The sequence below is a fragment of the Aminobacter sp. SR38 genome (genome assembly GCF_014843375.1).
Taxonomy (GTDB): domain Bacteria; phylum Pseudomonadota; class Alphaproteobacteria; order Rhizobiales; family Rhizobiaceae; genus Aminobacter; species Aminobacter ciceronei.
On record NZ_CP062112.1, the window covers coordinates 3,530,869 to 3,544,585 of the forward strand.

Below are 13,717 nucleotides of genomic sequence, written 5' to 3' on the forward strand. Positions count from 1 at the left end.
CTGGCTGCATGGAACAACGGCACGGGATGATCAGCGAAGTCGAAGAGGGCGACCACACGCCGGCGATCGCCGTTGCCGGTGTGATCCTGGCGATGGCGCTGCTCGCCGTCGGCAACGGCCTGATGTTCGGCTACATCCCTGTCAGCCTGGGGGCCGCGGGCTATGCGCCGACCTGGGCGGGCACGATGCTGACCGGCCTGTCGGCGGGCGGCCTTGCCGGCTGCCTGCTCACCGGAGCGCTGGTGCGCCGTGTCGGCCATGCCCGTGCCTACATGGTGTTTTCCGCCCTGATCGTGCTGTCCAACGTTGCCGTCGCTGCAGGCACGTTCCCCTTCGTCTGGATCGCCGCTCGGGCGCTTTATGGCTTTGCCATCTGCGGCTTGTTCATCGTCGCGCAGAGCTGGCTCAACGACGCCGTCGGCAACGACATACGCGGCCGGGTCATGGCGATCTTCTACGTCGCTTATGTCGTCGGCCTCGGTATCGGTTCGTTCCTGCTGCGCTTCGTCGACATCGCAACCGCGCAGGCGCCGTTGCTTTGCGTGGCCTCCGCCGCCATCTCGATCCTGCCCGTCGGGCTGACCCGGTTGCGGCAGCCGCCGCCACCGCTGGCGGCCTCTGTGGCGCTGGCGCGGGCGTGGCGGATCTCTCCCGTCGGCGTCGCCGGTATGCTTGCGGTTGGTGGTCTGTCGATGATGATCGCCGGCTTCGCGCCGATCCACGCCACGGCGAGCGGTTTCAGCCAGCAGGAGGTGGCGACGCTGTTGTTTGCCATGCCCCTCGGTACGCTCCTGTTCCAGATCCCGCTGGGCTGGATCTCCGATCGAACCGACCGGCGCTATGTGCTGGTGGCGGCGGGGCTCCTGGTGGTGATCGCCGGGATTGCGGCAAACCGTTTCGACGGCAGTGCCCTGCCGCTGATGGTCGCGATCTATGTCGTGTGGAGCGGCACCAGCGAATCGATCTACTCGCTGTCGAGCGCGCATGCCAGCGACCGCGCCCACAAGGACGACCTCGTGGCACTGTCGAGCAGCATGCTGTTTGCCTGGTCGCTGTCGGGCTTCATCGTTCCCGGCCTCGGCACCTTGCTGACGGCTTTCTACGGAACCCAGGCTTTCATGTATGTCGCCACTGCCATCGCGGCGTTGTTCACCGCTTTCGTGCTCTGGCGCCTGCGTATCAGTCCGGCGGTGCCGGAGGCCGATGCTGGCAGCTTTGCGCCGATGTCGGCCCAGCTGCCGCCGTCGACCGAGCCATAGGAACCCTGGCGCGAGGGCTGCCGGGACGATCAACTTGTTGTCGCTGTCTTGAAACTGTAGCCTAACTCTGCCTATCTAAATGGTGTCGCCCGAGTTCAGGGTGATTTGGTTGTTCCTGTCGGAAAGGAAAGACACTGAGAACAGCACTTCGGAAGAAGGCGGAAGTCATGCCTTCGCCGGCCGGGATAGGCGAATTCGACGCTGTTGCCCGCGCCCTCAAGACAGTCCTTGACAGTCTGGAAGACTCCAAGGCCGAAAACATCGTCTCCATCGACATTCAGGGGAAATCGAGCCTCGGCGACTACATGGTCATCGCCTCGGGTCGATCGCACCGTCATGTCGCGGCGGTTGCCGATCATCTCCTCACAGCGCTGAAGGATGCCGGTCTCGGCGCCGCCCGCGTCGAGGGGCTGTCAGGTGCCGACTGGGTCCTCATCGATTCAGGCGATATCATCGTCCATGTCTTCCGGCCCGAAATCCGCGAGTTCTACAACATCGAAAAGATGTGGCAGGCGCCGGATCTCGAGGAAGAAACGGTTCATTGAGCCGCTAGACGCCAGGGATGAAAGTCTGGGTACATGCCGTGGGCCGGATGAAAGCCGGCCCCGAGAAGGAACTCGCCGACCGCTATCTCGATCGGTTCTCGAAAAGCGGCGGCCCGCTCGGCCTCGATTTTTCCGGAGTTACCGAGATCGCAGAAAGCCGTGCCCAGACCGTTGATGAGCGGCGGCGCGAAGAAGCCGATAGGCTGCGCGCCCAGATGGCGCCGGGAACCGCACTCATCCTGCTCGACGAACGCGGCAAGAATCTCTCCTCGCAGCAATTTGCCGACAAGATGTCGTCGCTGCGCGACGGCGGCCAGCGCGGCGTGATGATTGCCATTGGCGGTCCTGACGGCCACGACGAGGCGCTGCGCAACGAAGCCCAGATGCTGATTTCGTTCGGTGCCGCGACCTGGCCGCACCAGATGGTCCGCATCATGCTTGGCGAGCAACTCTATCGCGCGGCGACCATTCTTTCAGGGCATCCCTATCATCGCGCGTGAATGGGCTGACATGTCGGCAAGCGCCTTGTCAGTTAGCATTTCCGGGCAGGATCTGGCGAACCGTTCAGCAAATGGATCCGGCACCATGTATGCGCCTCTGGTTCGGGAATAGTAGACCACGTGCTCGTTTGGATTACCGCACAAGGTCTGTATATTGCAGCAGAAAACGCTGGTGCCGAAGTACAAAGGCGGCGTCGTCCTTTTCCGGCACGCCAAGGTTGCGAGCTTTTCTTGGGCTGCCCCGGTAAGGTCCTGACCAGACAAGTATTCGTAGAGCGAATATACGTCGCCTATGGCGCGGCTCTCGATGGTCAACGCATCCGTCGCTGCGATAAGTGCCGAGCAGATACATGCCAGTGAGAGGAACCTCTTTGGTCTTGTGATGTGGGTTCTCCGACAAGGCCTATCGCGTCCACTATACAAATTCGAACAGGAAAATAATGGCAGCGTCCGGAATTTGACAAAATGGCTGGGCAAAAGTCCGCCCGCGGTCGTGCCCGGTGAACATGGTTGATGGTTCGTTAACGATGCCGCCGCTAAGGTCGCAAGCATACAACCGGATCATCGCATGGCGCGGAATTCCCCAGTGAAGTCGTGGCTCCAACCATGCCGCGGCATCGTCGCCGCAGGCTGGATCGCGCTCGCCTGCGGAGCCGCATTGGCCCAGGTAGGCCCGCCCTTGCCGGACCCGGACCGTACGCGGTCCGAACTCGAGAACCTGTCGCGCGTCATCGAGGTTTCAGCCGAGCGGCGCGAAAAGCTGGCGGCCGAGATTGCCCAGGTGAAGAAGGATCACGCCTCGATCACCGCGGCGCTGATCCAGTCGGCAAAGACTGAGCGCAAGCTCGCCCAAGACATCGAAGATATCGCCGGCAAGGTCGAAGGGCTGAAAGAGCAGGAGGCGGGCATCCGCACCTCGCTCAACATGCGCCGCGGCGTGCTGGCGGAGGTGCTTGGCGCGTTGCAGCGCATGGGCCTCAATCCGCCGCCGGCGATCCTGGTCAAGCCGGAAGACGCGCTGTCGTCGATCCGCAGCGCCATCCTTCTCGGCGCCGTGGTGCCTGAGCTGCGCTCCGAGACCGAGATTCTGATGGCCGACCTCAAGGAGCTGTCACGGGTTGTGGCCTCGATCGAGGCGGAACGTGACCGCCTGACAACCGCGATGACGGCGCAGGCCGGCGAAAAGGCGCGACTGGACCTGCTGCTCGAAGCCAAGAACCGGCTACGCTCGGAATCCGAGACAGCGCTTGCCGAAGAGACGAAAAATTCAGTCGAACTCGCAGCGCGAGCCGAAAGTCTCAAAGATTTGATCGCCTCGCTCGACAAGCAGGCGGCGAAGAAGGCCGCCGACGCAGAGGCCTCTCGAAAGGCTGCCGCGGAGGCAGCCAAGGCAGCAAACGAACCGGTCGTTCCGGTGGTGCCGGAAGCCAACCAACTTGTTGCTTCCGCTCCATTTTCCTTGCTCCAGGGGCAGGTGGCGCTACCGGTCGCCGGGCGTATCAAACGCCGCTTCGGCGCCGACGATGGCATCGGCGGCACCATGCTTGGGGACATGGTTGCGACACAATCGGGCGCCATCGTCACCGCTCCGGCGGATGGAAGCGTTCTTTATGCGGGGCCTTTCCGCTCCTATGGTCAACTCTTGATCCTCAACGCCGGCGACGGCTATCATGTCGTCTTGGCGGGGATGAGCAGAATCAGCGTCGCGCCGGGTCAGTCCGTACTAGCAGGCGAGCCGATCGGTGCGATGGGAGAGGCGAGGGTGGCGAGCACCTCAGCCTCGGACAATGCAAATGCGACGCCGGAACTCTATGTCGAGTTCCGCAAGGATGGAAAACCCGTCGATCCGACCCCGTGGTGGGCGGACCGCACCTCTGGAAGGACATGAAATGATGCGTAAACTGTCGCTTCTGCTTGCCGGGGCGCTGATGGGAGGCTCCGCGATGAGCCTGGTGTACGGTGCGCCCGGCTCGACAGCGAATGCGGCGGGTTCCGAAACCTACCGCCAGCTCGCCATCTTCGGCGACATCTTCGAACGCGTGCGCGGTCAGTATGTGACCCCGCCGGACGAAAAGTCGCTGATCGAGAACGCCATCAACGGCATGCTGACCTCGCTCGATCCGCATTCGTCATATCTCAACGCTGAAGCGGCCAAGGACATGCGTGTCCAGACCAAGGGCGAATTCGGCGGCCTCGGCATCGAGGTGACGATGGAGAATGAGCTGGTCAAGGTCATCACCCCGATCGACGACACGCCCGCCGCCAAGGCAGGCGTGCTGGCCGGCGATTACATTTCCAAGATCGATGGCGAGGAAGTTCGCGGCCTGACGCTGAACGACGCCGTCGAAAAGATGCGCGGCCTGATCAACACCCCGATCAAGCTGACGATCCTGCGCGAAGGCGCCGACAAGCCGATCGAGCTGTCGATCATGCGCGACGTCATCAAGGTCAAGGCGGTCAAGTTCCGCGTCGACAACGATGTCGGCTACCTGAAGGTCACCTCCTTCACCGAAAAGACCTTCGACGACCTGCAAAACGCGATCACCACGATCAAGAAGCAGGTCCCGGCGGACAAGTTGAAGGGTTATGTGCTCGACCTGCGCCTCAACCCGGGCGGCCTGCTCGACCAGGCGGTCAGCGTTTCCGACACCTTCCTCGACCGCGGCGAGATCGTTTCGACCCGCGGCCGCGATCCGAAGGACATCACCCGCTTCGACTCGCGTCCCGGCGACGACATCGACGGCAAGCCGCTGATCGTCCTGATCAATGGCGGTTCGGCGAGTGCTTCGGAAATCGTGGCTGGCGCGTTGCAGGATCTGCGCCGCGCCACCGTGGTGGGCACGCAGTCCTTCGGCAAAGGTTCGGTGCAGACCATCATCCCGCTGGCCGAGAACGGCGCGCTCAGGCTGACGACGGCGCTTTATTACACGCCGTCAGGCAAGTCGATCCAGGGCAAGGGTATCACGCCCGACATCAAGGTCGACCAGCCGCTGCCGGCAGACCTGCAGGGCCGCGACGTGACCCGTGGCGAGTCCGAACTCAAGGGCCATATCAAGGGGGCCGAGGAAAGCGACAAGGGTTCGGGCTCGGCAGCCTATGTGCCGCCGGAGCCGAAGGACGACCTGCAGCTCAATTACGCACTGGAGCTGTTGCGTGGACAGAAGACCGATCCGGCCTTCCCGCCCAACCCCGACAAGGCCGTGATGAACCAGCAGTAAGGGGCGACCGGCGAAGCGCTGGCCTGCTTTACGTGACAATGCCATGCTGCCGGGACCGCAAGGTTCCGGCAGTTTGATTCGGGGAGGCTGGCTTCGGCCACAGGGCACGGCGTGGTGCAGATCGAAAAGGAAATCGACCGTCCGCTTGGACAGGCGCCGCGCCGTCCGACTGGCAAGCGCTCTGCCTGGCTGCGCAAGGGGCCGCTGCTTGCCGGCCTGTGCGTCCTGGCATTGGTGGCGGCGTCGGCGTCGATCGCCTTTCGCCAGAAGCCTTATCGCACGCCTGAAGTCGTTGCGGTGGTTACGCCCGAGGTGGTTGCCGTGGCGCCCGCACAACCCGTGGCCAAACCGAAGCCGGCACAGACGCCGAGCGGCGGCCCGCAGATCATCCGCGTCAACCCGCCAGAGAGCGAGGGTGGTGCCGTCGTCGTCCGCGATCCCTCTGCCGTCGGGCAGAATGTGGGCGTCGCCCATTTGCCGGAGAAGGCACTGATCGAGGCCAGCCCCGCCGGGCCGTTGCCGATCCGCGCCGCCGACGGGCGCCGTCCGTTTGACGTCTATGCCCGGGCCTGGTCCGGTGCGCGTGGCGCGCGGGTGGCGATCGTGATCGGCGGGCTCGGACTGTCGCAGACCGGAACCCAGACGGCGATCGGCAAGCTGCCGCCGGAGATCACGCTCGGTTTCGCGCCGCAGGGCAACAGCCTTGGCCGATGGATGCAGGCGGCGCGGCGCGAGGGCCACGAGATCGTCATGCAGGTGCCGCTCGAGCCGTTCGATTTTCCCAACGTCAATCCCGGTCGCAACACGCTGACCGTCGAGGCCGGTGCCGACGAGATCCTCAAGAACCTGCGCTGGACGCTGTCGCGGACGACAAACTACACCGCCGTGATGAACTACATGGGGGCGCGCTTCTCGACGAACCCCGAGGCGATGGGCGTGATGATGGCCGAGCTCGGCAAGCGTGGCATCGGTTATGTCGACGACGGCACATCGGCACGAAGCCTCGCACCTGAGACAGCGTTGAAGAACGGCGTGCCGTTTGCTGCTGGTGATGCCATCATCGACGGCGTTCAGGATCGCGGCGCGATCCTCGACAAGCTCGACGAGCTGGAGCGGACGGCGCGCGCCAAGGGCTTTGCCATCGGCACCGGCAATGCATTCGACGTCACCGTCGACGCCGTGGCCTCGTGGGCAAGCGAGGCACGCAAGCGCGGCATCGAGATCGTGCCGATCTCGGCTGTCGCGAGCGACCCCGAACGAGGATAGGACTTGATGTCGAAGACCCTGAAAGCGCCCGCAGATCTGCCCTACCGTCCTTGCGTCGGCATCATGGTGCTGAATGCGAGGGGGATGGTCTGGGCCGGCCACCGCATCGCCGAGCCGGACAGCGAACTGTCTGATACCGACCAGTTGTGGCAGATGCCGCAAGGCGGCATCGACAAGGGTGAAGATCCGTATCCGGCCGCACTCCGCGAGCTTTATGAAGAGACCGGCATGCGCAGCGTCAGCCTGCTTGCAGAGGCGCCCGACTGGATCAACTACGACCTGCCGCCGCATCTGCTCGGCATCGCCCTCAAGGGCAAATATCGCGGCCAGACGCAGAAATGGTTCGCCTTCCGCTTCGAGGGCGAGGAAAGCGAGATCGCCATCAACCCGCCGCCGGGCGGCCATTCGGCCGAATTCGACCGCTGGGCGTGGAAGCCGATGTTCGAGCTGCCGGAACTGATCGTGCCGTTCAAGCGCAAGGTCTATGACGAGGTCGTGGCGGCGTTCAGGCACCTGGCCGGATAATACTTGGCCGGATAGCATCTGGCCGGCCGCCCTTGACAAGCAGGGCGGGGTCGGCGACCCTCCGGCCATGTGCACTTACGCTCATATTGGCAGCTTTGCCTTGTTCCGGGTCTGCCCCATCGCGGGATCCTAGCCCCGGCTCGGTCGCTATGCGACGTCCGAGCCTGCGGGGCACTTTTCAATGCATGAAATCATGAGCACCGGGCCGCTGGGCGGAACGGTCTGAACATTTGGGCACGTCCGCTTTTGCGCGGACGGACCGGTCGTGAGCGTTTCCGCCACGGCCGGACGAGAATCCGTGGAGTATCCATTGCGCCAGAACATCAAGCAGCGCCGCGAACATGAGATCGTGGTGAGCGAAAACGATCATGCCAGGCTGACCGGCCTCGCCGAATCCAGCCTCGAACGTCTACCTGGAATCGCCGAGGAACTGCTCGCCGAAATGGAGCGCGCCAAGATCAAGCCGCTCAGCCGCATCCCGGCCAATGTCGTGCGCATGGGCTCGACCGTGACGTTCCGCGGCGGCGACGGCGAGGTCAAGACGGTGACGCTGGTCTATCCCGGCAAGGCCGACATCGCCGAAGGCAAGGTCTCGATCCTGACACCGGTGGGTGCAGCCCTGATCGGTCTTCGCGAAGGTCAGTCAGTTGCCTGGACATCGCGCGACGGGCGCCGTCTCGAACTGGAGATCGTGACCGTCGAAGCGCCCCGTGCGGACGCCAACTGACGACGCGCTCCTGCCAGCCCACTCCTGAAATCCGCCTGCGCGTCCACCTTGACGCCTTGGCGCTGCATGCCGGGCAACACCCGGTGCTTGCGGAGACAAGCCATGTCCAAATGTCAGCTGACGACCAAGGATTTTGCCATCGTCAAGACGATGCTCGACCGCCTCGCCTGGTCGGGCGGTCCGCTGGTGGCGCTGTTGCGCCGGAAGCTCGCTTCGGCCCAGGTCGTGTTTTCGAATGAGGCCGACGCAGACGTGGTGACGCTGAACAGCCGCGTCACCTTCAGCGTCGATGGTGGCGCACCGCATACCCGGATCGTGGCGCATGGGCCGATGGACGGCATGGTCGGGCAGATCATCCCGATCACCGTGCCGCGCGGGCTTGCCCTGCTCGGCCTGCGCAAGGGCCAGTCGATATCGATCGACTGCGGCCGCGGTGCAACGGAGACCATCTGCGTCGACGAGATTCACTACCAGCCCGAGGCGGCGCGGCCGGGCATCGCAACGTCGGACCTTCGTCCCGACCCATCTGAACGCCGCTTTCCAGTGCTGGTGTTCAGCGCCGATGAGCCGCAAGCTCTTGGCGTGCCGGGAAAAATCCGGCACATCTCGACAAATGGCGATGATCCGGGCCCGTCTGCGGCCTGACCGGCGCCGTCTGCAGCGCTTCGGAGAGTGCTCGAAGCAGCCGCAAATCGGGAATATGCACGCTCCGAAATCGACCTGATATGTCGGAGCCTGTATCTGGGGGCGCAATGAAGGTCATAGTCGTCGGCGGCGGCGTCATCGGGGTGACGACTGCCTACTATCTTGCCGAGGCCGGCCACGAGGTGGTCGTCTACGACCGCCAGAAGGGGCCGGCGCAAGAAGCCAGCTATGCCAATTCGGGCGAGATTGCCTCCGGCTGTGCCTCGCCCCTGGCAGCACCTGGCTTGCCGCTCAAGGCGCTGAAATGGCTCGCCATGAAGGATGGCTCCTTTTCCTTCCGGCCGAAATTCGACCCCAAGATGTGGATGTGGCTGGCCCGGGTGCTGCGCAATTGCACGGCCGAGCGCTACCAGGCGAACAAGTCGCTGATGGTGCCGCTCGCCGAATACAGCCGCGACATGTTGCGGGTGCTGCGCGAAGGCACCGGCATCGCCTATGACGAGCTCAGTCATGGCACGCTGCAACTGTTTCGCACCCAGGAACAACTCGACGGCATCGCTGCGGATGTTGCCGTGCTCGACAGGCTCGAGGTGCCGTACGAAATTCTCGATGCGGCGGGATGCGTTGAAGTGGAGCCCGGTCTTGTTCGCTCGCGCCACAGCTTATCTGGCGGCCTGCGCCTGCCTGACGACGAGACCGGTGACTGCAGCTTGTTCACCGAGCGCCTGGTCGAGTTGTGCGCCGCGCGCGGTGTGGTGTTCAAGTTCGGGCAGAAGGTCTTTTCGATCGATGCCTGGGCCGGGAAAGTTCAGCGCGTCACGGTCAACGGCCATGAGGACGCCGACGCGTTCGTTCTGGCGGCGGGCAGCTATTCCGAACGCTTCATGCGTAAGCTGCACCAGCGCCTGCCGCTCTATCCGCTGAAGGGCTATTCGCTGACGGTGCCGATCGCCGACGTCGATGCAGCGCCTGCCTCGAGTGTTATCGATGTTGCCGGCACGGTCGCCGTCACACGGCTTGGCGACCGCATCCGCATCGGTGGCACCGTGGAGATTTCGGGCTTCGATCTGACCCTGCACGAGCAGCGGCGGGTGCCGCTCGAGCGTGCGCTAAGCGAGCTGTTTCCGGATGCCGGCGATCTGCGCGAAGGGCGCTTTTGGTGCGGCTTGCGTTCGATGACGCCTGACGGTCCGCCGGTTCTGGGACGGACCAAGCTGCCGAACCTCTACATCAACGCGGGCCACGGCATGCTAGGCTGGACCATGGCCTGCGGTTCGGCGAAAATCCTTGCCGACATGATCTCCGGCCGCGAGCCGGAGATCGATATCAGCGGCCTTGGCCCTGAGCGCTTTTGGGCCTGACGTCAGGCCACCTTCTTCAGCGAGCGCGGCGCCTCCGCCGATTGGTACATCGAGATGACGTGGCCGTCGGGATCGGTGAATTCGGATGACCATCCGCCCGGCGCGTGGCTCACCGGGGTGACGATGGTCACGCCATTGTCGGCCAGCGTCGACACGATGTCATCGATGCCGCCGTCGGCGATCTCGAAGACGATGATCGGTGAGTTGCCGGGCCGGGACTCCATCGCAAAGAAGATCAGGTCGACGCCATTGGCGGTATTGGCGAGCAGCCAGTCGCCGGCGGTGTCGGCGTCGCCTTCCATGCGCTGGACCTCGAGACCCATGACATCGCGATAGAAGGCTTCGGTCTTGTCGATGTTCGAGACGTAGTAGCAGATGTTACCCAGTTTGCTTTTGCCGAACATATGGTCACTCCGTGAGGTCGGTTGCACGCCTGTTGAGTTGCCGTGCCGCCGGGTTTTGTGAGGTGCCGACGACAAAAAGGTGCCCGTCGGGGTCGTGGCTGGCGAGCAGGGCGCCCGGTTGCCTGGCCAAAGCGAGCAGGGAACGCCTGATGCTGCCGAAGGCAAGAGTGCCGGTCAGGCCCGGAATTTCCCCAAAGGAGCCACCGCCATAGGCCAACCAGCGCCGCCGGATTTCTGCGATGCGCTGCCGCAAGGCCGGATCGGCGAGGTGCTGCAGCCAGGCGATTTCCTGCCGCGTATGGCCTGTCAGCGCCAGCAGCGTCGTCGTGCGCAAGCCAGGGGGCAAGGTCGCGACGAACCTGACCGGCAAGGCTTCTTGGGGCTTTGGCTCGCAGCTGATGGCTGCGAAAGGTTGTTCTCGTTTTCTGCGCCGAACTGCCGAACGCGCGTCGAAGGCGGCGCGGCGTCGCAATGCGCCTTCAAGCCAGCGCCGGTTCTCGACATTCGACAGGTCGGTGCGCCCCGCCTCGACCGCCGCGACAAGAACCGTCTGTAACAGATCTTCGGCCTCATCGGCGCGCCTCGTGGCGCGCCGGGCCTTGCGCAGCAATTCTGCGTAGGGACGGGGCAGCAAATCGGTTTCCTCGGTTGGAGTACCGACGTTAGCGGATGTGTGAGCTTATCGGAAGGCTGTTCAGATGAACAGCGCCCGCTCGCGTTCCACAGCTTTGGTGATGAAGCCCGCCACCGTCTGGATGCGGCGCAAAGGCCGGACGGACTCGTGATAGACAAGCCAGTAGGCGCGGCGGATTGGCGGGATCGCCGTTACCGGCACGATGTCGGCAATCCTGCGGGCAATGAAGGTGTGCAGTATGCCGATGCCAGCGCCTGAGCGCACCGCCTCGACCTGCCCGAGCGCGGACGAAATCGAGAAGGCGGACTCCCATGACGGGCTGAACTCGGCGGCGTAGTCGAGCGATGAGCTGACCACGAGGTCGGGTACGTAGCCGATCAGGCGGTGGGCCGAAAGCTCGGGGCGCGAGGTGGGGAGGCCGTATTGTTCGACATAGGCGCGGGAAGCAAACAGGCCGAGCGAATAGTCGACAAGCTTTGCCGCCACCAGTCGGCCTTCGCTCGGCCGCTCGGTGGTGATGGCGATGTCTGCCTCGCGCCGCGACAGTGAAAATGTCCTTGGGACCGGAACGAGCTGGATGCGCAGGTCGGCGTGCTGGGCGGTCAGCGTGCCCAGGCGTTGCGCCAGGAAGGCAACGCCGAATCCGTCAGGCGCGCCGATGCGCACCGTGCCCGACACTTCGTCGCCTTCGCCCGAAATTTCGGCGCGGGCAGTCAGCATGTCGGCTTCCATGCGCTCGGCGACTTCGAGGAAGCGCTCGCCGGCGGGCGTCAGTTCGCTGCCGGTGGTCAGCCGGCGGAAGAGTTTTGTCTTCAGCGCCTCTTCGAGGGCTGCCACGCGCCGAGATACCGTTGCGTGGTTGAGCTCGAGCCGCCGTGCCGCACCGAGGATCTGGCCGGTGCGCGCGACGGCGAGGAAGATGCGGACGTCATCCCAGTTCATCGGTGGTTCCGACCTCAGGCGAAGGGCTACGATCCGTGCACCCTACTATGCATGAAATCGCATTCAAGCTCTCGTCGGACTTTATTTTCTGCACAACGGTTGCGTTCACCCTCGCGTTGCAAAGGCGCGCGTTAAGCGGGACAATGAGCCATCAACAAAGAATGGGAGAGAAGCAATGGTCGACTACGGTCATTTCATCGGCGGCAAGCATGTCGCCGGCACCAGCGGGCGCAAGCAGGACGTGCTGCAGCCGATGGACGGTTCGGTACGCGCCACGGTGGCACTTGCCTCGGCGCAGGAACTGCGCGCCGCCGTCGAGAATGCCAAGGCAGCACAGCCTGCCTGGGCGGCCACCAATCCGCAGCGCCGCGTCCGCGTGCTGATGAAGTTCCTGGAGCTGGTGCACAAGGAATACGACTCGCTGGCCGAGCTTCTGGCGCGCGAGCATGGCAAGACCATTGCCGACGCCAAGGGTGACATTCAGCGCGGCCTTGAAGTTGTCGAAGTGTGCATTGGCGCTCCACACATGATGAAGGGCGAGTTCACCGACGGCGCCGGCCCAGGCATCGACGTCTACTCGATGCGCCAGGCGCTCGGCGTCGTCGCCGGCATCACCCCGTTCAACTTCCCGGCGATGATCCCGCTGTGGAAGATCGCGCCGGCGATTGCTTGCGGCAACGCCTTCATCCTGAAGCCGTCAGAGCGCGACCCGGGCGTGCCGTTGCGCATCGCCGAACTGTTCCTCGAAGCCGGCCTTCCGGCAGGCATCCTCAACGTCGTCAACGGCGACAAGACGGTTGTCGACGCGATCCTCGACGATCCCGACATCAAGGCCGTCGGCTTCGTCGGCTCGACGCCGATCGCCCAGTACATCTACAGCCGGGGCTGCGCCAACGGCAAGCGCGTGCAGTGCTTCGGCGGCGCCAAGAATCACATGATCATCATGCCCGACGCCGACATGGACCAGACCGTCGACGCGCTGATCGGCGCCGGCTACGGCTCGGCCGGCGAGCGCTGCATGGCGATCTCGGTGGCCGTTCCCGTCGGCCACGACACCGCCGAACGGCTGATGGAAAAGCTGGTCCCGCGCGTCGAGAGCCTGAAGGTCGGCCCGTCGACCGACTCGTCCGCCGACTTCGGCCCGGTCGTCACGCGTGAGGCGCTGGAGCGTATCAAGGGTTACGTCGACATCGGCGTCAAGGAAGGCGCCAAGCTCGTCGTCGACGGCCGCGGCTTCAAGATGCAGGGCTACGAGAACGGCTTCTATATGGGCGGCTGTCTGTTCGACCATGTGACCGCCGATATGCGCATCTATAAGGAAGAGATCTTCGGCCCGGTTCTCTCGGTGGTGCGCGCGCCGACCTACGAGAACGCCATCAAGTTGGCCAACGACCACGAGATGGGCAACGGCGTGGCGATCTTCACCCGCGACGGCGACGCCGCCCGCGATTTCGCTTCACGCGTCCAGGTCGGCATGGTCGGTATCAACGTGCCGATCCCGGTTCCGATCGCTTACTACACCTTCGGCGGCTGGAAGGCTTCGTCCTTCGGTGACCTCAATCAGCACGGTCCGGATGCGTTCCGCTTCTACACCAAGACCAAGACGGTGACCTCGCGCTGGCCGTCGGGCGTCAAGGAAGGTGCGGAGTTCGTCATTCCGACGATGAACTAAGCCCAACGGCGTGGAGTTC

General features: G+C 64.0%; 14 protein-coding genes. 11 read left to right on the forward strand and 3 right to left on the reverse strand.

Translation table 11 applies throughout. The features are described from left to right. The first annotated feature begins 26 nt into the window (after nucleotides 1-26). The 10 genes from IG197_RS17240 to IG197_RS17285 all read left to right on the forward strand — a co-directional run bounded on the left by IG197_RS17240 (nucleotide 27) and on the right by IG197_RS17285 (nucleotide 10,046). Nucleotides 27-1,259: an MFS transporter gene (locus IG197_RS17240; RefSeq protein WP_246765177.1), complete on the forward strand. Its 1,233-nt coding sequence runs from the start codon at nucleotides 27-29 to the stop codon at nucleotides 1,257-1,259. 167 nt (nucleotides 1,260-1,426) lie between these two features. Beyond that, nucleotides 1,427-1,804 carry a ribosome silencing factor gene (gene rsfS / locus IG197_RS17245; protein WP_067956597.1) on the forward strand — a complete coding sequence of 126 codons (378 nt, stop codon included), beginning with the start codon at nucleotides 1,427-1,429 and terminating at the stop codon, nucleotides 1,802-1,804. Between the two features lie 17 nt (nucleotides 1,805-1,821). After that, a complete protein-coding gene (gene rlmH, locus IG197_RS17250; protein WP_067956598.1) occupies nucleotides 1,822-2,304 on the forward strand; it encodes a 23S rRNA (pseudouridine(1915)-N(3))-methyltransferase RlmH in 483 nt (160 codons plus the stop codon). 568 nt (nucleotides 2,305-2,872) lie between these two features. Next, on the forward strand, nucleotides 2,873-4,192 hold the full coding sequence (locus tag IG197_RS17255) for a murein hydrolase activator EnvC (RefSeq protein WP_154386195.1): 1,320 nt from the start codon (nucleotides 2,873-2,875) through the stop codon (nucleotides 4,190-4,192). Between the two features lies 1 nt (nucleotide 4,193). After that, nucleotides 4,194-5,522, forward strand: a complete 1,329-nt coding sequence (locus IG197_RS17260) for a S41 family peptidase (protein WP_067956602.1) — start codon at nucleotides 4,194-4,196, stop codon at nucleotides 5,520-5,522. 111 nt (nucleotides 5,523-5,633) lie between these two features. Further along, nucleotides 5,634-6,788 (forward strand): divergent polysaccharide deacetylase family protein, encoded by a 1,155-nt coding sequence (locus tag IG197_RS17265; protein ID WP_192313682.1) that lies wholly within the window; start codon nucleotides 5,634-5,636, stop codon nucleotides 6,786-6,788. 6 nt (nucleotides 6,789-6,794) lie between these two features. Then, a complete protein-coding gene (locus IG197_RS17270; protein ID WP_067956604.1) occupies nucleotides 6,795-7,313 on the forward strand; it encodes an RNA pyrophosphohydrolase in 519 nt (172 codons plus the stop codon). Between the two features lie 310 nt (nucleotides 7,314-7,623). Continuing rightward, nucleotides 7,624-8,040 (forward strand): nucleoside diphosphate kinase regulator, encoded by a 417-nt coding sequence (gene rnk / locus IG197_RS17275; protein ID WP_067956606.1) that lies wholly within the window; start codon nucleotides 7,624-7,626, stop codon nucleotides 8,038-8,040. Between the two features lie 102 nt (nucleotides 8,041-8,142). Further along, nucleotides 8,143-8,685, forward strand: a complete 543-nt coding sequence (locus tag IG197_RS17280; protein ID WP_192313685.1) for a GreA/GreB family elongation factor — start codon at nucleotides 8,143-8,145, stop codon at nucleotides 8,683-8,685. Nucleotides 8,686-8,792: 107 nt separating this feature from the next. Then, complete coding sequence (locus IG197_RS17285; protein WP_192313688.1) at nucleotides 8,793-10,046, forward strand: D-amino acid dehydrogenase; 1,254 nt, start codon at nucleotides 8,793-8,795, stop codon at nucleotides 10,044-10,046. Nucleotides 10,047-10,048: 2 nt separating this feature from the next. Here IG197_RS17285 and IG197_RS17290 read toward each other — a convergent pair whose 3' ends face one another. The 3 genes from IG197_RS17290 to IG197_RS17300 form a co-directional block, all read right to left on the reverse strand. Beyond that, complete coding sequence (locus IG197_RS17290) at nucleotides 10,049-10,450, reverse strand: VOC family protein (RefSeq protein WP_192313691.1); 402 nt, start codon at nucleotides 10,448-10,450, stop codon at nucleotides 10,049-10,051. Nucleotides 10,451-10,454: 4 nt separating this feature from the next. Next, nucleotides 10,455-11,060, reverse strand: coding sequence for a transcriptional regulator (locus tag IG197_RS17295; RefSeq protein WP_246340712.1), 606 nt, complete (start codon nucleotides 11,058-11,060; stop codon nucleotides 10,455-10,457). 84 nt (nucleotides 11,061-11,144) lie between these two features. Continuing rightward, nucleotides 11,145-12,026 carry a LysR family transcriptional regulator gene (locus IG197_RS17300; protein ID WP_154386189.1) on the reverse strand — a complete coding sequence of 294 codons (882 nt, stop codon included), beginning with the start codon at nucleotides 12,024-12,026 and terminating at the stop codon, nucleotides 11,145-11,147. Nucleotides 12,027-12,201: 175 nt separating this feature from the next. Here IG197_RS17300 and IG197_RS17305 point away from each other — a divergent pair, with 175 nt between their 5' ends. Next, nucleotides 12,202-13,698, forward strand: a complete 1,497-nt coding sequence (locus IG197_RS17305; RefSeq protein WP_192313694.1) for a CoA-acylating methylmalonate-semialdehyde dehydrogenase — start codon at nucleotides 12,202-12,204, stop codon at nucleotides 13,696-13,698. Nucleotides 13,699-13,717: the final 19 nt, after the last annotated feature.

Excerpts from the sequence above, each read along its gene's own strand:
- IG197_RS17260 (WP_067956602.1), top strand. The coding sequence starts at position 4,194 with ATGATGCGTAAACTGTCGCTTCTGCTTGCCGGGGCGCTGATGGGAGGC.
- IG197_RS17255 (WP_154386195.1), top strand. The coding sequence starts at position 2,873 with ATGGCGCGGAATTCCCCAGTGAAGTCGTGGCTCCAACCATGCCGCGGC.
- IG197_RS17305 (WP_192313694.1), top strand. The coding sequence starts at position 12,202 with ATGGTCGACTACGGTCATTTCATCGGCGGCAAGCATGTCGCCGGCACC.
- IG197_RS17270 (WP_067956604.1), top strand. The coding sequence starts at position 6,795 with ATGTCGAAGACCCTGAAAGCGCCCGCAGATCTGCCCTACCGTCCTTGC.
- IG197_RS17290 (WP_192313691.1), bottom strand. The coding sequence starts at position 10,450 with ATGTTCGGCAAAAGCAAACTGGGTAACATCTGCTACTACGTCTCGAAC.
- rsfS (WP_067956597.1), top strand. The coding sequence starts at position 1,427 with ATGCCTTCGCCGGCCGGGATAGGCGAATTCGACGCTGTTGCCCGCGCC.
- rlmH (WP_067956598.1), top strand. The coding sequence starts at position 1,822 with ATGAAAGTCTGGGTACATGCCGTGGGCCGGATGAAAGCCGGCCCCGAG.
- IG197_RS17280 (WP_192313685.1), top strand. The coding sequence starts at position 8,143 with ATGTCCAAATGTCAGCTGACGACCAAGGATTTTGCCATCGTCAAGACG.
- IG197_RS17240 (WP_246765177.1), top strand. The coding sequence starts at position 27 with ATGATCAGCGAAGTCGAAGAGGGCGACCACACGCCGGCGATCGCCGTT.
- IG197_RS17300 (WP_154386189.1), bottom strand. The coding sequence starts at position 12,026 with ATGAACTGGGATGACGTCCGCATCTTCCTCGCCGTCGCGCGCACCGGC.
- IG197_RS17285 (WP_192313688.1), top strand. The coding sequence starts at position 8,793 with ATGAAGGTCATAGTCGTCGGCGGCGGCGTCATCGGGGTGACGACTGCC.